At 29.2% G+C, this 15,038-nt stretch carries 24 protein-coding genes and 1 pseudogene; 22 read left to right on the top strand and 3 right to left on the bottom strand.

Annotated features, from left to right (window positions below):
* Window positions 1–24: 24 nt before the first annotated feature.
* Together ACREVU_RS10875 and ACREVU_RS10870 are read left to right on the top strand one after the other, a co-directional pair.
* Window positions 25–339 carry a hypothetical protein gene (locus ACREVU_RS10875; protein ID WP_431551620.1) on the top strand — a complete coding sequence of 105 codons (315 nt, stop codon included), beginning with the start codon at window positions 25–27 and terminating at the stop codon, window positions 337–339.
* 10 nt (window positions 340–349) lie between these two features.
* A complete protein-coding gene (locus ACREVU_RS10870; protein ID WP_431551619.1) occupies window positions 350–892 on the top strand; it encodes a class I SAM-dependent methyltransferase in 543 nt (180 codons plus the stop codon).
* Between the two features lie 89 nt (window positions 893–981).
* On the opposite strand, the gene ACREVU_RS10865 is transcribed toward ACREVU_RS10870, so the two are convergent.
* A complete protein-coding gene (locus ACREVU_RS10865) occupies window positions 982–1,158 on the bottom strand; it encodes a hypothetical protein (protein WP_431551618.1) in 177 nt (58 codons plus the stop codon).
* Window positions 1,159–1,806: 648 nt separating this feature from the next.
* On the opposite strand from ACREVU_RS10865, the gene ACREVU_RS10860 reads away from it, so the two are divergent.
* From ACREVU_RS10860 to ACREVU_RS10765, 20 genes and pseudogenes are all read left to right on the top strand, one after another.
* On the top strand, window positions 1,807–1,995 hold the full coding sequence (locus tag ACREVU_RS10860; RefSeq protein ID WP_431551617.1) for a hypothetical protein: 189 nt from the start codon (window positions 1,807–1,809) through the stop codon (window positions 1,993–1,995).
* Between the two features lie 613 nt (window positions 1,996–2,608).
* Window positions 2,609–3,079 carry an NUDIX hydrolase gene (locus ACREVU_RS10855; RefSeq protein WP_431551616.1) on the top strand — a complete coding sequence of 157 codons (471 nt, stop codon included), beginning with the start codon at window positions 2,609–2,611 and terminating at the stop codon, window positions 3,077–3,079.
* Window positions 3,080–3,228: 149 nt separating this feature from the next.
* Window positions 3,229–3,621 carry a hypothetical protein gene (locus tag ACREVU_RS10850; RefSeq protein ID WP_431551615.1) on the top strand — a complete coding sequence of 131 codons (393 nt, stop codon included), beginning with the start codon at window positions 3,229–3,231 and terminating at the stop codon, window positions 3,619–3,621.
* A gap of 10 nt (window positions 3,622–3,631) precedes the next feature.
* The gene (locus tag ACREVU_RS10845) at window positions 3,632–3,778 is read left to right on the top strand and encodes a GNAT family N-acetyltransferase (protein WP_431551614.1); all 147 of its coding nucleotides are present in this window, start codon (window positions 3,632–3,634) and stop codon (window positions 3,776–3,778) included.
* 41 nt (window positions 3,779–3,819) lie between these two features.
* Complete coding sequence (locus tag ACREVU_RS10840) at window positions 3,820–4,614, top strand: class I SAM-dependent methyltransferase (RefSeq protein WP_431551613.1); 795 nt, start codon at window positions 3,820–3,822, stop codon at window positions 4,612–4,614.
* A 107-nt stretch (window positions 4,615–4,721) separates the two neighbouring features.
* Window positions 4,722–4,919, top strand: coding sequence for a hypothetical protein (locus ACREVU_RS10835; RefSeq protein WP_431551612.1), 198 nt, complete (start codon window positions 4,722–4,724; stop codon window positions 4,917–4,919).
* Between the two features lie 227 nt (window positions 4,920–5,146).
* Window positions 5,147–5,566, top strand: coding sequence for a bis(5'-nucleosyl)-tetraphosphatase (locus ACREVU_RS10830; protein ID WP_431551611.1), 420 nt, complete (start codon window positions 5,147–5,149; stop codon window positions 5,564–5,566).
* A gap of 419 nt (window positions 5,567–5,985) precedes the next feature.
* Window positions 5,986–6,474 (top strand): cysteine hydrolase family protein, encoded by a 489-nt coding sequence (locus tag ACREVU_RS10825; protein WP_431551610.1) that lies wholly within the window; start codon window positions 5,986–5,988, stop codon window positions 6,472–6,474.
* Between the two features lie 150 nt (window positions 6,475–6,624).
* Window positions 6,625–6,921 (top strand): hypothetical protein, encoded by a 297-nt coding sequence (locus ACREVU_RS10820; RefSeq protein ID WP_431551609.1) that lies wholly within the window; start codon window positions 6,625–6,627, stop codon window positions 6,919–6,921.
* A gap of 103 nt (window positions 6,922–7,024) precedes the next feature.
* On the top strand, window positions 7,025–7,276 hold the full coding sequence (locus ACREVU_RS10815) for a hypothetical protein (RefSeq protein WP_431551608.1): 252 nt from the start codon (window positions 7,025–7,027) through the stop codon (window positions 7,274–7,276).
* Between the two features lie 168 nt (window positions 7,277–7,444).
* A pseudogene (locus ACREVU_RS10810) lies at window positions 7,445–7,756 on the top strand (GNAT family N-acetyltransferase); the annotation flags it as partial.
* Complete coding sequence (locus ACREVU_RS10805) at window positions 7,716–7,907, top strand: hypothetical protein (RefSeq protein WP_431551607.1); 192 nt, start codon at window positions 7,716–7,718, stop codon at window positions 7,905–7,907. The pseudogene ACREVU_RS10810 and the gene ACREVU_RS10805, both read left to right, overlap by 41 nt.
* A 296-nt stretch (window positions 7,908–8,203) precedes the next feature.
* On the top strand, window positions 8,204–8,587 hold the full coding sequence (locus ACREVU_RS10800; RefSeq protein ID WP_431551606.1) for a DUF5412 family protein: 384 nt from the start codon (window positions 8,204–8,206) through the stop codon (window positions 8,585–8,587).
* Window positions 8,588–8,938: 351 nt separating this feature from the next.
* Window positions 8,939–9,145: a hypothetical protein gene (locus ACREVU_RS10795; protein WP_431551605.1), complete on the top strand. Its 207-nt coding sequence runs from the start codon at window positions 8,939–8,941 to the stop codon at window positions 9,143–9,145.
* Between the two features lie 32 nt (window positions 9,146–9,177).
* Entirely contained in the window at window positions 9,178–9,465 is a 288-nt protein-coding gene (locus ACREVU_RS10790; RefSeq protein WP_431551604.1) for a GNAT family N-acetyltransferase, read from the top strand.
* 285 nt (window positions 9,466–9,750) lie between these two features.
* Window positions 9,751–10,299: a GNAT family N-acetyltransferase gene (locus tag ACREVU_RS10785; RefSeq protein ID WP_431551603.1), complete on the top strand. Its 549-nt coding sequence runs from the start codon at window positions 9,751–9,753 to the stop codon at window positions 10,297–10,299.
* Between the two features lie 71 nt (window positions 10,300–10,370).
* On the top strand, window positions 10,371–11,168 hold the full coding sequence (locus ACREVU_RS10780; protein WP_431551602.1) for a GNAT family N-acetyltransferase: 798 nt from the start codon (window positions 10,371–10,373) through the stop codon (window positions 11,166–11,168).
* Between the two features lie 203 nt (window positions 11,169–11,371).
* The gene (locus tag ACREVU_RS10775; protein WP_431551601.1) at window positions 11,372–11,869 is read left to right on the top strand and encodes an RNA polymerase sigma factor; all 498 of its coding nucleotides are present in this window, start codon (window positions 11,372–11,374) and stop codon (window positions 11,867–11,869) included.
* Window positions 11,866–12,858, top strand: a complete 993-nt coding sequence (locus tag ACREVU_RS10770) for a sigma factor regulator N-terminal domain-containing protein (RefSeq protein WP_431551600.1) — start codon at window positions 11,866–11,868, stop codon at window positions 12,856–12,858. The genes ACREVU_RS10775 and ACREVU_RS10770 overlap by 4 nt, the downstream gene beginning before the upstream one ends.
* 245 nt (window positions 12,859–13,103) lie before the next feature.
* On the top strand, window positions 13,104–13,487 hold the full coding sequence (locus ACREVU_RS10765; RefSeq protein ID WP_431551599.1) for a hypothetical protein: 384 nt from the start codon (window positions 13,104–13,106) through the stop codon (window positions 13,485–13,487).
* 351 nt (window positions 13,488–13,838) lie between these two features.
* On the opposite strand, the gene ACREVU_RS10760 is transcribed toward ACREVU_RS10765, so the two are convergent.
* The gene (locus tag ACREVU_RS10760) at window positions 13,839–14,456 is read right to left on the bottom strand and encodes a HutD family protein (RefSeq protein ID WP_431551598.1); all 618 of its coding nucleotides are present in this window, start codon (window positions 14,454–14,456) and stop codon (window positions 13,839–13,841) included.
* A 242-nt stretch (window positions 14,457–14,698) separates the two neighbouring features.
* Window positions 14,699–15,034, bottom strand: a complete 336-nt coding sequence (locus ACREVU_RS10755) for a hypothetical protein (protein WP_431551597.1) — start codon at window positions 15,032–15,034, stop codon at window positions 14,699–14,701.
* Window positions 15,035–15,038: the final 4 nt, after the last annotated feature.

Raw genomic sequence — 15,038 nt, 5'->3', positions numbered from 1 at the left:
ATATTCTGGGCTTTTGCAGGTATTATGCCATATTCTTTAGATGTTGCACGCTTAATAGCACATGGTTCAGAAAAGTTTTTCCCATTTTCTTTTTATATGACGGATGAATATCGAAAGATTTTCCTAAAAGGCGTATACGATAAATTGTTATATAAACCTGATTACAAACAGTTTATATGGGATGTTATACTTTCAGGCCTAAATGAGTGTATTGAGTTTATAGAAGAAGAATTAATTGATGAATCTATTGAAAGAGATGAAGCTTTTACTTATTATTATAAAAATGCAGAAATTTTGGCTGATATTATTTTGCAAGGTAAAGAACAGTTAACTATTTGACAGGTATCTTATGAAAGGATGTGATGTAACAGCCATTGAAATCGGAAAAAATCTTGCAGAATATTCAAAAGAAAAATTTGAAGAATATAAAAATTTTAGTGTATACAATACTTCATTTGAGGAGTTTGAGTGTAATGATAGTAGTATTGATATTCTTTATTCTGCAACAGCATTTCATTGGATTCCCGAAGATATAGGTTATCCAAAGGCATTAAAGGTATTAAAGAATAATGGAACATTAGCATTGTTTTGGAATAAACCATTTGTGAACCGAAAAGATGATTTATTGCATCAAAAAATTCAAAGTGTATACCAAAAATATAGACCTTCAAATGCTAAATTCATAGAAAATGATACGGCAAGATACAATGAAACATCAAAAACTATTCAATCATATGGGTTTAGAGACTTAGAAGTAAAGTTATATCACCAAACACGAGTATTTAACTCTTCAGGTTATATTTCACTATTAAATACATATTCAGATCATAGAAATATGGTAGCATCTACAAAGCAATTATTATACAGTGAAATTGAAAATGCTATTCTTTAAAATGGTAATGTTTTAACTATATATGACACGATAGAGTTATATTTAGCAAAAAAATAATGTTTTTTTATACGACTATTGGTTACAATCTATTAATTCATATTTCTACTCTTAATCATCTCATTGTACCTATTTAAGGCTTTAGCTAAAACTGAATTATAAATCTTTCTGCCTATTTCAAATCTTTTATCCAATATGTCTTCTTCAAAATATTCAATTTTAAGGTTTAGTTTCAAAACGAATCTTTGCTTAGATTCTTTTTTTGCCACTGAATGTTCACCTCGCTTTCCCTCGCTAGATTGTTTTTGCATGTTTTTAACACATATTATTATTTATACTGGTTATGTTGAGTATCTGCAATTGCTATCCATCCCACACCTGAAGGAGTGGGCTTTCCGTACAAATATTGTAAGAGGCTAACTTGATTTATTTATTCAATTATAAATATACCAAAATTAATAAAAAATACATCAAGTTGACACCTATTTGACATTATAAATGGACATAACTAAAACATAAAAATACTACCATAAGGAGAGATTAAATGAAAAATATTTTTCAAAAAAAACAACTTGAGTAATTATAGAGGCATGATTTTATAATATGTTACTACAAGTTTTGCAATAACTGCTTAATTATTATACACTGTTGGAAAGATACAATTAAAGCCATTTGTGTGCAACGGTATTGTAAATCATGCACAAGCTGATATAGTAAATCTCAGTGAATGCAAGGATAAAAAGTTTAATAATTAACTTTAAAATTAAACTAGAAAATACTAAATTATAAATGAAGCATAACAAATTAGTAAGAACCATCGTTCCAAATTATGTAATGAATTAAAGTGTGTTTATATAAAAAATTATATTATAGAAAAAACAAACGAAACACAAAATTAAGGTAAGAAAGGATAGAAAATGGATAAGCAATTAGATAATGAAATGGAAGCATACTATAGAGCTTTAAACTATTATCATTGGAAGTTTGGAGAAAAATTTCCAGGTATGAACTATTGTTTGCCTATTGGTGAGGCAATAAGATTTATAAGTAAATGTATCTGTTTAGATAAAACTGCACAAGAAATGATGCATTTAGAGATGATGTGATTTATTAAATTATTAATTATTTATCTAGTGCTAGATGATAGAACTAACCATAAAAGTAAAAACACATATTATATTTAAAATAATCTGTACCATAAAAAGCATGTTAATGCTCAGCCTAATCAAAACAGGATGATTGAATTAGGTGAAAGATTAGAAATAAGAAATAAAATTTAGAGGAAATTAAGTTTATTTGTTGAATAATGGTATTATAGTAAATGTTATGAAGAAAACATTACGTTTATAAGGTGTGTGCGACACGTTACTAATTAAAATGATTAACCATTAACCGTAAGTTTGAGAAAATTGATAACTTGAAAAGTCAAATGATAGGGCAACGTCTTAGAGGGCTTTCTCTGATACCAGAATAGCGAAGCTATAAGTAAGTTAAGTTCGGTGAAGTCGTCTGAGGTCAGCCCTTAATAGATTAGCTGAGGAAATGAGGGCTAGAGGTAGTCGAGGATGATATAGGTCGGGAGTTTGTAAAATATATATGGTAAGAATATCCAATGGTGGGCTGACAAAACTCTGAACGTACGGGTCTAAATATAGATATCTCAGTCAAGGAATTATATCTAACTTGTAATATGTAATAAATAAGATGGGAGTGTGTGTAATGGATTGTGGATTTGAAAATGGAAATGGATGGTTCCGATATCGGGCTGCAGCAATAATTATTGAAGATGGACATGTTCTTTTCGCCAAAAACGAAGTGGATCCTTACTATTATTCTATAGGTGGTGGAGTACATTTGGGAGAAAAAGCAGAAGATGCAGTTAAGCGAGAAGTATTTGAAGAAACGGGAATTGAATATGAAGTTGACAGACTGGCATTTATTCACGAAAATTTTTTTGAAGGCTCAGGTACACTTGACGGCATGAAATGCCATGAAATTTCATTTTATTTTCTAATGAAATCAAGAGGTACAAAAGAGTTGGATAGTAATAGCTATTCACAAGGTGTACGTGAATATATGCATTGGTTACCAATTGATAAGTTAAAAGATTATGTTGCATATCCAAGTTTTTTTGCAGATAAGCTAATTAATTTGAGGGATAGTGTTGAACATATTGTTTCAAAAGAATAAAAATATTGACATTAAGAATATCCTTTAGTCCACTATCTTCTTTTGGATTACCAAAGAATCTAACCTATCCTGAACTCAATACACTTATGTATAAAAAAACATTTCATCTAAAATAAATACATAGCTAATAAATTTATGGGGGTTACCAAATGTCAAAAGGTATTTTGATGAATATAAAAGATATTCAACCAAGTCAACTATATATAAACTCGCAAAAGTTGAAAAATATATTAAAATGGTTTACTCCAACTGATTATGAAAGCTATGATGCTATACCTATAAAAAAGTTAAACGGAAAAATTATATATACTGATGGACATACGAGGGCATATGCGGCATACATAAAAGGAGTCAAAACGATAAAAGTGTACTGGGATGAGGATGAATTAAGTTGGAATGCATATCAGATTTGCGTTGACTGGTGTAATACAGAAGGAATTAATTCAATAGAAGATCTAAAAGACAGAGTAATTGAACCAAATGAATATGAAATTTTATGGTATGACAGATGTAAAAACATGCATAATCAATTAGGTATATAGTCCTGGCACAATGGCATTGTTATGCGTGGTAATATATTTTATTAGGCAGGTGAATTATGCAATAGAATTTTATCATCATCTTGGCTTTTTTAATACAGACGAAGAGATTACTGTTAATGGTATTAGATTTACACCTATGTCATATTTGTTAAAGTAAATAAAGAAGCAAAATTATTTGTATTATGGGAGGTAACCAAAATGTCTACTATGGATAAAACCGAAAATGTAAAACAGCAATATTCTGATGATAAAAATTTGTCCGCAAGAACTAAATTGCATTTAAAACATAGCACAAATAAACAAGGACTTGTGCCTTGGTTATTTGATAAATACGAGTTTTCTGAGAACTGCCACATATTAGAACTTGGTTGTGGTAATGGTGGACAGTGGCAAAATCAAATTAAAAATCTACCTAAATGTTGTAGTTTGACCCTATCAGATTTTTCTAAAGGTATGGTAGATATAGTTAGAACAAATTATTCTAACTATAATAATGTTTCATTTCAACAAATTGATATACAAAATATTACTTTTCCAGATGAAACCTTTGACATTATTATTGCTAATCATATGCTATACCATATTCCTGACTTGTCAAAAGCATTATCCGAAGTGAAACGTGTGCTTAAGACTGGCGGAAAATTCTATTCAACTACTAATGGAAATGGTGGAATGAGACCTTTTTTACATAATGCCCTAAAGCACTTTAATCCAGATACAAAAGCATTCACACAAAAATTTTCTTTTAATCTCCAAAATGGATATGAAATACTAAGTGGTCATTTTTCAGAGGTGAAAAGGATGGATTTTGAAGATTCATTATCAATTACAGAAACACAAGATTTAGTTGATTGGATAAGATCTACTATATCTATAGCAAGTTATTCAGAAAAAGATATTGATGGATTATTCGATTATTTTGAAGATATAAGAAAAAAATACGGTGCAATCAACATTCAAAAGGAATGTGGTTTATTTATATCAACTAAATAACCATTAATCTCTAAAAATAAGCTTAATCTACAGAAAATTTATAACACAATATTCAGATTTTGTGATGCTTCAGTAATATAAGGCGAATTAGTTGGGGGGATATTGGTGTGATTCAGATTAATAAGTTATTGGATAATGAACAAAAATCAAATATTACAAATTCTATTTTGAGAAAATTACCAGAATGGTTTGGTATTGAAGAAACGAGAGAGTTTTATAAAAATGTTGGATTCTGTCCTTTAGAGGAGATAAAAGAAATATGGGGAGATAAAAATCCATGTTTAATTATGGTTAAAACTATATAACTTATTATGTAACATTCAAAAGTTGCATCACCCGTAATTATAAGCTAAGATAAGCAAATTTTGTATATTATGAATTCCTAAAGAAATTAGATAAGGTGTACACGTTGTGTCTATAATTAGAAGTTCAAAAAATGAAAGTTATAGGAAAATGGGTATATGACGTTCCAGTAGAATAGGACGAAATAAGGATTACAAACTGAAATTGTAATTAAACTAGGAGGAAAATAATGAATATGGAAAAATCATGTGGAGCTGTGATATATAGAAAACTAGGTGAAGAGTTTTCATTTTTAGCGGTAAAAAGCAAAGCAAATGGACATTGGAGCTTTCCAAAAGGGCACATGGAAGAAAAAGATGAAAATGAAAAAGAAACCGCAAGAAGAGAAGTTCTTGAAGAAACGGGATTAAGTATTACATTGCTTGATGAATTTAGAACAAAAATAGAATATCAATTGACTGAAAGCACATTAAAAGAAGTGATTTTTTTCATCGGAATAACATCAGAGCAGTCTGTAAATATCCAGCAGGAAGAGATTGAAGAATTTAGATGGTTAAATTATAAGGATATGCTTGATTTATTAACATTTGAAAATAGCAAAAAAATCTTAATAGAAGTTAAAGATTTTCTCAATAAATTAGCTAGTTAGTTAGGATTCTTCTTAACGGACGACACAAACAACTGTTAGAATTACTAAAGTAATGGAATAATTCTGCATTTTTTATATATTCTACAGCTTCCCATTATTCTTACAATTAATAGCTGAAAAAATGAAATTAATTTATTATTGTCCGAAATGCCTGATGTATCTTAAAACCCATGTTTTATAAAGAACTGTTAATTAATAGCTGTAGATATGTCGATTTTATAAATGAAAATAAAGTTATTAAATCAGCTAGAGTTTGGAAAAAATAATTATAAGCATTCTTTACATTGTGTGTATTTAAATTTCATTGATATAATATTGTGAGGATATAACAGAGGGTATAAAATGAATGATAATTTTATAGTTTAATATGTGAGTATTAATAAGGAAGTTTTAGACAATCGTGATAAAAGGAAAATATTATGTCAAAAGTAGCGCTTTTAGTAATAGATATGCAAAAAAATTGTAAAGAAGCCACGTCTTGTAAGTCATCCTTTAAAAAAGCAGTAGAATATATTAATGAAATTAGTGAATATTTTCGTGTGAAAAACCAGCCTGTCGTAATCATACAGGACTTAGAAGCAGGGGGACCAGAGACTGAGGGCTTTAAAAGTGTGGAAGAATTAGTAATATCAGACAATGATATTTTAGTACATAAAACCTATAGCAATGCCTTTTGGAAAACAGAGCTGGATACAATTCTAAAGAGTGAAGGTGTAGATTGTATTGTTATAAGTGGATTTGCTGCAGAGCATTGTGTCCTCTTTACTTATAATGGTGCTATTGAGAGGGGTTATAATACTTTTTTGCTGCAAAATGGTGTAGCGGGGTTTGATGATGATGAAATTAAACGTATTCAGTCGTTAAGATCTGTTGTAAGCTATGAAGCCCTTGAGTATTTTTTGCAATAAACTTTGTGGGATGTTATTCAGAATAAATAATCAACCTGAGCAATGACTGATGAACCATTTAATGTTTCATTTTTTGTATGAATACATATGTTAATGAGCCATTAAGTTAAAAAAGGTAATAAAAACAAATAAAAAGTGAGGTAGATCACAATGAACATATTTTTGAAGAAAATAGATGAAAATAATTGGAGAGAATGTGTTAACTTAAAAATCAAAGATGAGCAAAAGCAATATTTACCGCACCCAAATGTAGTTTCCATTGCTGAGTTATTAAATAAGATTAGAAATGAAAATGATTTTAATGAAATATGGTTGAGTTTCCATCCCAAAAGTATAGTAGCAGCTAGGTTATATTCTAGTTTTGGATTTAAGCAGAGGATTAATGGACTAGAAACAGAAGATGAAGTTTTTTATGTGCTTAAATATAGAAGAACAAGAGGTAAGTGATTTACCTCTTGTTCTTCTATATAAGATAATTACTAAAATATTGCGGTATATACATTAGATAATTAAAGGAAGTTAAGATTTATATTGAAAATATTATATGTAATTGTATATACTTGACCATTTTGGTGCTGTAGAAATCTGGATGAATTTTCAGTATTATGCTCATAAAGACGAGCCAATGCAAAATTCAGTTGAATTTTATAACAAGGAATTTGACTCTGAAGCTCAAAAATGTAGAGATTTACTTAATTATAAGGTATCGCATGAAACTTTTGATGACAAAGTTTCTTTTGTACATTCATTTATTGATAGGTTTAGTAGAGAAGCAGAAGGTGAATTGTGTATAAAAATATGATGAAGATTTCTAAGATTTTATTATAAAGGTTGTTATATAAAAGTTAAATAGAAGCTGAAAAAACAATTGAAGGGAGTGAGTTATATTATGATTATGTATTTTATAGATAAAATAGTTGATTATGATAAATTACAGACTTTTTTTAATTAGGTAGGATGGAATGATAAAACTAATGATATTAATAGATTAAAAGCAATGGTACAAAATTCTCAAATTGTAGTTACTGCATGGGACGGAAAAATAATGATTGGATTTGCTCGGTGTACAACTGATTATGTATTTAATGGACAAATAAATAATGTAGTGGTTGATTCGAGATACAGAAGAAACGGTATTGGCAAAATTTTAATAAATAAGATATTAGATAGTAGCAAACAAGTTACATACATGTTAAGGGGAAGCATTAAAAATGAGGAATTCTATAGAAGTTTAGGTTTCGATGATGGTCCAATATCTTTGGTTTATAAACGAAAAGAATAAGACAAAGAAAATGGCAGTTGTTATGTCTTCTGGCTGGAGATTATGGTTTGATGACAATATGATGCCAAAGGATGGATATTCTCAATGCTTATATGATATCTTGTGCGAGTTTGATTTAAATTTGAAGAATGAAGAAATTAATTCTCATTAAGTTAGAACAAATGCGCAGTTTGATATTACTGAAGAAAATGCAAAGTGTGTAATTGATATGATTAACTAATGAGAATGATTTTTGTTATTCAAGGTATGTTGATACAAACTAAAATGATAAGAATGGAGGATGTTTATTATAAAAAGATTATTATTAACTGCATATGGATTATGTACAGAGAAAATAAAAGAAGCCTTTTACAAGTTACTTCCCAATGATTTCTTAATAATTTTTAAATATCAAATATATAAATACAAGCATATTGTGGCTTATAAAAAAATTTAATATTGAGGAGTGTGTCGGTTATAAATATAAAGAAAATAATATTGGTTGTAGCAACAATATTAATTATTATTGCAATAGGAATTTTTGGCCTTATACATACATTGTTTTATAGTATGACGAGATTGCCAGCAGGGGACTATTTATGCCAATCTACATCATCAAATGGAACTTATACTATTAAAACATATCTTTGCAATGGTGGGGCAACAGTGGCTTATGCAGTTAGAGGTGAATTAATAATAAACACTAAAAATAATAAGGTAAAGAATATTTACTGGGATTATAAAATTGATAAATCAGATATTACTTGGGAGGATGATGATATTGTTATAATTAATGGTCATAAAATAGATCTACCAAACGGTAAATATGATTGGAGAAAGGATAAAAATTAATGTCATGGTTTCATATGTCGTAATCTGATGGGATTGCGTACAGACCTTCTGGCTTTGGTTCAAGAGATACGCTTACTATTGAAGCTGGTGTACAAGAGGGAATTTATATAGCCGATTTTCCTATTGATGAAATCAGAGAGTATAGAAGTCGTGAAGTACATGGCAACGCATACCGCCAGCCCCAGAAATACAAATTACTTATTTCTGAAAGTATTGAAGAGCCATTCATCAGAAAGGATTACAGAAAATAGTAAAAGGAGAGTAAAAAATTAAAATGCAATCTCAATTACAGTTGGTATCTTTCTTAATTCCAATTTAATAAAGAAAATAATAATTTGTAGAGGTGATTTTATGAAAGATTTAGTATTAAAGAAAGTGTCAATAGACTATGGTGATGACATATTTTCATATAAAGATGAGTTTATTTATAATAATGAATCAATGGATGGAACAGGATTCTTAAGAAATATGAATTCACCACAAGAATATATTGAAAAATCATTATTGAATGAAACAGAAGAAGTAGATGGAAAAAAGTTACAGCAACGCAATTATTAGCAATTAGGAAAAGTGATAATTGTATTGTAGGAATGATACAAATAAGGCATTTTTTAAATGATTACCTTTTACAATATGGTGGACATATAGGATATTCTGTAAGAAAGTCTGAAAGAAACAAAGGATATGCAAAAGAAGAATTAAGACAAGCATTGAGTTATTGTAAGGACATATTACATATTAGTAGAGTTTTGCTAACTTGTGATAATGATAATTTTGCTTCTCAGAAAACTATATTAGCGCAAGGTGGAAAAAAAGAAAATGAAGTAGTAATGAAAGATGAGAATTGTGTTGTTGAACGATTTTGGATAGATTTATAAATCTAATTTGTGTTAGTGAACAAACTGGGCATAGTGATGTTACTGTAAAAATTCAAACTTCTAATTAGGCTAATGGGAGTGCAACAAGAAGCGGCTTCTTCTTGAAATGTTAGTACAGACTGTAGTCAGATGGCCCAGTAGTAGGGGTATTCCAGCTGGAATAAGATTAAAGCTAGCCAGCTATATGAAAAATGTTGCAAGCACATATACTTAGAAGATAATGGGGATATGACATCGTAGTAATAAGATACGGACTTATTTAAATAATTCTGTTGGAGGTAATATATGATTATTGAAAACAAGAGAATAGAGGGCAAAAATCTAATATGGACACTTCGTTGTCCAACGAAATATGATGCAATTGAATTATCTAAATTAAGAGTTAAAATTGATGGAGAAACAGAAAATCTTGATAGGGAATCTGGAGAAGATTTATTAACACCAAAAGATTTCGAAAAACTTATTTATGAAGATGCAATAGCGGAAAAAACTATATTTTTAGTTGCAGAAGTAGAAAGTAAAATTGTTGGATTTACCCGCTTAGAAGGAATGAAACTAAGTAGATTTAGACATAAAGCAGAGTTTGGATTATGTATATCAAAGGATTACTGGGGTTATGGAATTGGTAAAAAGCTACTAGAAAAAGTTATTATGTGGGCAGCTACTGTGAAAATCGAAAAAATTTCATTAACTGTGGTACAAACAAATACAAAAGCAATTCAGTTATATAAGAGATATGGATTTGTAGAAGAAGGATTATTAATAAAGGACCGTATTCATAAAGATGGAAACTATTATAATACAGTAATAATGGGAAAATTATTAGATAAATAGAGATTAACAACTAAAATATAACATGCTTAAAGTTAGTCATAAACTGCTGCAAATATTACTAAAGAAAGCATATGTCATTAGAAATAGAAAGGAGATTTATGTGTAAAACTAACAATTTCGCACTTATTATTGAAAAGAACCTAATCAATTTATGTATTAAAGCTGCAAATATATCTTGTGGAGAAGTTGTAAAACAGGATAACTATTCATGGGCTAAGAATTCATATTTTGAAGGGTATAATAAAGTTTTTGATATGAATATTCCATTAGCTAATATTAAAGAAGTAATCATGCTATTACGTAAAAATATAGAACTTGAAATAGCTCCGAAGCACTTATTAATAAATTCATATAACCAACCAATAATTTCGGAAGATTATTTAAAGAGTCTCAATTTCGATATGTTTTATCAACAGTCTGGGATGGCTATTGACTTAGCTTCATTCAAATTTGGAAGCAATGACAGCATAGGTAAAATTAGAACTATAAAAAGTGCTAATGAACTTGAAGATTGGATATTAATAACTGAAGAAGCATTCAAAAAGAAAAGAAATTCGCATATATATAAAATGTTTCTGAATGAAAATGATATTAGATTCTATGGATGCTATTACAAAGATAAAATTGTGGCTACTTTAATGCTTTATATTAAAGATGCAATTGCAGGAATTTATTTAGTCAGTACAGCGAATAAATTTAGGAGAAAAGGTTTTGGAACTTTGATTGCAAAAACGGCATTAAGAGATGCTAAGAACTTGGGTTGTAAGTATAGTGTTTTACAAGCCTCGGATATGGGCAAAAATGCATACAATAGTATCGGATTTAAGGAATATTGTAAAATAAGACACTGGGAGTATAAAACGTTATAGATTTAGCTATTTATTTATAATAAGAAGGAATATTATATTTGCTATGACCTAATTCACACTGAAGAAAACTTTGCAATCAAATGTTTATAATGGCAGTTCAATCCCTTGATGTTCCCTCAGACTTATTAGTTTGTGGGAATTTTGATTTATGAGGTGTCACAAAGTAATAAGTTAAGTGTTATTTATACGAAAGGGGGCCCAGGATGGAACAAGATGAATGGAAGAAAATATATCAGTTGTATTTCAAACCACTTTACCTATATGCATTATCATTGACACATAGCACACAGGATGCTGAAGACCTCCTACAGGAAACCTTTGTAAAGGCTTTTTTAAGCTATAAGAGCACTGGAAGTATAAAAACATGGCTTATTATTGTTTTGAAGCATGAATTTCTTAATGTTTGTAGAAAACGAAAAAGAGAAGTATTAAATAACGATACCGTTTATGATGAACAAAATATACTGACAAATCCAGATATAATTGTATCAGATATTCTTAAAAAGGAAGAAAAACGTAGGTTATTTAATTCAATTCAGAAATTGTCTGGACTGCAGAAAGATATTCTTATTGAAAGTATTTATTTTGAGCTTACGGATGCTGAAATGGCATCTACACATGGAATAACTCAGGCATATGTTAGGAAGCTTCGATCTAGAGCAAAAAAGAAACTTATCGAAAGTTTAAAGGAGGAAAAATGATGAAAGATAATGAGAATATGACCGAAGAAGAGTTGGATAAGGAGCTGCATGGTTTAATTGAGGAGATGCCGGAAAGTAGGGACTTAGCATCTGATATTGAAAAAATTATTAATAAGAAGATAAGAAAAATAGTTTTTCGTACAACACTTGCTATTCTTGCTGTACTTGCAGCAGTATTTATCATGATCAGCCCATTAATGAATATGGCTTATACAAATCCTGAAAAGCTTAATAAAGAACCTGACCCAAAGGTGCTTTCTTCTCTCAGGGCATATTTTGAGGTTATGTATCCATATAATGAGGTGGCTAGTCTTCAGATAGAAAAGGTTGGGTTCTCTAGATATATGTTTAATATGCAGATACTAGATCATACAGGACCTATTTCGATAGGCAGGCAAAATGTGAAAATTGAGATGTTTAAGGGGAATTGTAAGGTAAAAGAGGATACAAATAATATGGTTACTAAGATGTTGGGGCAATTTGAAGTAAGACAATCACCGAGCACAAAGAAAGAACTAGAAAAATTGCCTAAATCAGCTATGATATATCTTTCCGTTGGAGAAATTAATCCAAGACCTGTATCGGAAATCCGTAAGGAAAAAATAACACTGGAGTGGCTACAAGTAAATCAGCCTAATTTAAAATTTCAAGGTGGCATCAGTATGAATTTAAGTTGTTTATTTAAGGATACTGATGACCGAAGAGGTATGACAGAAGAAGAACTGAAAAAAATATATATTTCTAATCTTCAAGAATTACTAAATACTGATTATATTTGGAAAGACTTGGGGCTTAGTAGTGGCAGTATAGAGTTTACTAATTCTAAAGAGTTTCTTCAAAATTGTTTGAATGATGCAGAGAAAATTTCTGTGCTTACTACAAAAAATTATTGTGTTTCGGGATCTAAAGACCAAATTCTTAACTATTTAAAAAATACTAATATTAAATTTATTCATGTTGATAAAATTCGGTTAAGCAGTCTTAATTAAAGACGGAAATAAAAGAAGCTTCACATAATAAAATGTTTTCGTCAGCATTGGCAAATGAACTATTTTTATATAGTAATGTGTAAATTTATGACTTATAATCTATATATAGGTTAGGACTAAACACACCACCAAGGCTAAAATGGTAGTAATGTACAACAACAATATTCTAATGGTTGAATATTGTAAAATTAAGATAGGTGAGAAGTTAATAATATAAGTCAAAAATTTTAAAAAGGGGTATTATTATGAGGATGTTGGTAATATTGGTTCTTATTATTTCTACAACAATAATTATAATTATGAGTGCAACTTTCCGGATTCTCATTACTGAATATGAAATGAAACCAAATAAATTAACAAAGTTATTTTATTCTGATGATAATAATTTCATTAAAGCTTGGAAAAGAACGAAAAAAAAGGGCATTTTAACGTATATTATTAAAACTGGTGCTATTTATACTGCCGGTTATGGAATGTCAATCTTGGTTATTCTCTCGAAAGATAATAATAGTATCATGTATGGATGTGAACATATCTTATTATTGGTTATTGTTATTATTATTTTTAGTTTACTATCTGCTCTAATTGGATGGAGTATAAGGAAGGATAGATATAGTAAATTAAAATAAAAGCGATACTTAGGAATGCACCTTACAGTCTTATAACATTATGTAATGGGAGTATTTTTAAGTATAAATAATGTGATTTAACAAATGCTTATAAGTGGCGGAGGCAATGTCGTTAATGGATCTTCTATCAAATGAATCTTGTTTAGTTACTGTATCAACATTAGTTATTGATGGTGGCTGTATTTCTTAATATTGAAGAAAGTCTTTTTATAGCTATAAGAAATGTGAGTTCGATGGAATAATTTAAGACATAAAAAACCCCATCAAAAATTTTAATACTATAGTTGACGAAACTAACAAAATAGAGTAAACGATAGGATTATATGAAAAAGTAATTTAGAGTTAGATAAGCTAATTTCGATAAATTATGCTTACTATTATATTAGTAATTTCTGAAGTATTGTTTAAAAGCATAAATTCATTAGTATAGCTTGAATTTACACAGTTAATTAAAATTAAATCATTCTTAACAGTTTTAAAAACTTTATCATTAATAGTAGAGTTAAACCCACCATTTACAGTGTAAAAACAAATTGCTGCTAAATCTTTATTTAATGGAGTTTTATATTCGAATTTAAGCTGTTTGCGTGGACTAATATTAAGATGAAGTAATTCACCATTATAATTTTCTTTTGTCATTAAATTAAAAACAGAAGCTTTACCATAACTTTTAGTTTTCCAATCGCCCATAAAGTCGTCTTGCTCAAAGGAGTTAAGTAGTTTCTTGTACTTATTGTCATGGTCTAGAGTTATTATTCCTTCTATAACCATGAATTTACGCGAAACTTTTGGTAGACTACTAAAAGTAGATTCTGGTATATCAATTTTAGCGACTCCCAGCCTCCATAAAAAGTTTTTACTAGCATAATCAGAATTTATCGGATATGTTGTAAGTTCTGTAGCCATACCTCCGGACCAAAATGTTGGCTTATAATTTTCTTGCCTTAGTAATTCTATATTATAGTTCATATATTAATTGCACCTCTTCTCATATATCTTTTATGTTCATTATATTGGAAAAAATATATATAATCAATTACGTTAACGTGAGTTCAAAATATTAATTGATTTATGGTTACGGTTACTAGATATGCTACTAACAAAAGTAAAATGCTAAAGACTAACGGAAAGATGTTTAACTTTTTAAAAACCACCCTCTTGAGCTTGAAAAACCCTAATGTAATAATGCTATATTAAAATATAATGTATTTTTATGCTTTTCTAAACTTACGAAGGCCACAACCAATTCCAAGTCCCGCGGCAGAAAAGAACAAATATAGTACAAAATAAAGAATGGCGGAAGAGTTATAAAAAATAAAAACAGAGGGAATGAATAGCAAGGTTATAAGCAGCAGAAAGTATGGTTCAAAGCCGTGCTTTAGACCAAAAATTGCTCCAGTTCCCAAACATGCAAGGGGATTTAAAAAAATAAGCAAAGTAATCATAAGTTCTACTCTTGTGTCAACTTTTCTAGAAATTGGAATAAAATAAAACACTACTACTAAAATAATTGAATAGGGTATAAGTTTCTTTTCAATTAGTTTCATTTTA

It is taken from the genome of Clostridium sp. (genome assembly GCF_050717535.1).
Classification (GTDB): domain Bacteria; phylum Bacillota; class Clostridia; order Clostridiales; family Clostridiaceae; genus Clostridium_AD.
Note: the sequence above shows the minus strand (reverse complement) of the source record. Positions and strands in the feature narration are given on the sequence as shown.

Coding starts and splice junctions, on each gene's coding strand:
- ACREVU_RS10875 (WP_431551620.1), top strand. CDS start 25: ATGCCATATTCTTTAGATGTTGCACGCTTAATAGCACATGGTTCAGAA.
- ACREVU_RS10870 (WP_431551619.1), top strand. CDS start 350: ATGAAAGGATGTGATGTAACAGCCATTGAAATCGGAAAAAATCTTGCA.
- ACREVU_RS10860 (WP_431551617.1), top strand. CDS start 1,807: ATGGATAAGCAATTAGATAATGAAATGGAAGCATACTATAGAGCTTTA.
- ACREVU_RS10855 (WP_431551616.1), top strand. CDS start 2,609: ATGGATTGTGGATTTGAAAATGGAAATGGATGGTTCCGATATCGGGCT.
- ACREVU_RS10850 (WP_431551615.1), top strand. CDS start 3,229: ATGTCAAAAGGTATTTTGATGAATATAAAAGATATTCAACCAAGTCAA.
- ACREVU_RS10845 (WP_431551614.1), top strand. CDS start 3,632: ATGGCATTGTTATGCGTGGTAATATATTTTATTAGGCAGGTGAATTAT.
- ACREVU_RS10840 (WP_431551613.1), top strand. CDS start 3,820: ATGTCTACTATGGATAAAACCGAAAATGTAAAACAGCAATATTCTGAT.
- ACREVU_RS10830 (WP_431551611.1), top strand. CDS start 5,147: ATGAATATGGAAAAATCATGTGGAGCTGTGATATATAGAAAACTAGGT.
- ACREVU_RS10825 (WP_431551610.1), top strand. CDS start 5,986: ATGTCAAAAGTAGCGCTTTTAGTAATAGATATGCAAAAAAATTGTAAA.
- ACREVU_RS10820 (WP_431551609.1), top strand. CDS start 6,625: ATGAACATATTTTTGAAGAAAATAGATGAAAATAATTGGAGAGAATGT.
- ACREVU_RS10805 (WP_431551607.1), top strand. CDS start 7,716: ATGATGGTCCAATATCTTTGGTTTATAAACGAAAAGAATAAGACAAAG.
- ACREVU_RS10795 (WP_431551605.1), top strand. CDS start 8,939: ATGAAAGATTTAGTATTAAAGAAAGTGTCAATAGACTATGGTGATGAC.
- ACREVU_RS10790 (WP_431551604.1), top strand. CDS start 9,178: ATGATACAAATAAGGCATTTTTTAAATGATTACCTTTTACAATATGGT.
- ACREVU_RS10785 (WP_431551603.1), top strand. CDS start 9,751: ATGATTATTGAAAACAAGAGAATAGAGGGCAAAAATCTAATATGGACA.
- ACREVU_RS10780 (WP_431551602.1), top strand. CDS start 10,371: ATGTCATTAGAAATAGAAAGGAGATTTATGTGTAAAACTAACAATTTC.
- ACREVU_RS10775 (WP_431551601.1), top strand. CDS start 11,372: ATGGAACAAGATGAATGGAAGAAAATATATCAGTTGTATTTCAAACCA.
- ACREVU_RS10770 (WP_431551600.1), top strand. CDS start 11,866: ATGATGAAAGATAATGAGAATATGACCGAAGAAGAGTTGGATAAGGAG.
- ACREVU_RS10765 (WP_431551599.1), top strand. CDS start 13,104: ATGAGGATGTTGGTAATATTGGTTCTTATTATTTCTACAACAATAATT.
- ACREVU_RS10760 (WP_431551598.1), bottom strand. CDS start 14,456: ATGAACTATAATATAGAATTACTAAGGCAAGAAAATTATAAGCCAACA.
- ACREVU_RS10755 (WP_431551597.1), bottom strand. CDS start 15,034: ATGAAACTAATTGAAAAGAAACTTATACCCTATTCAATTATTTTAGTA.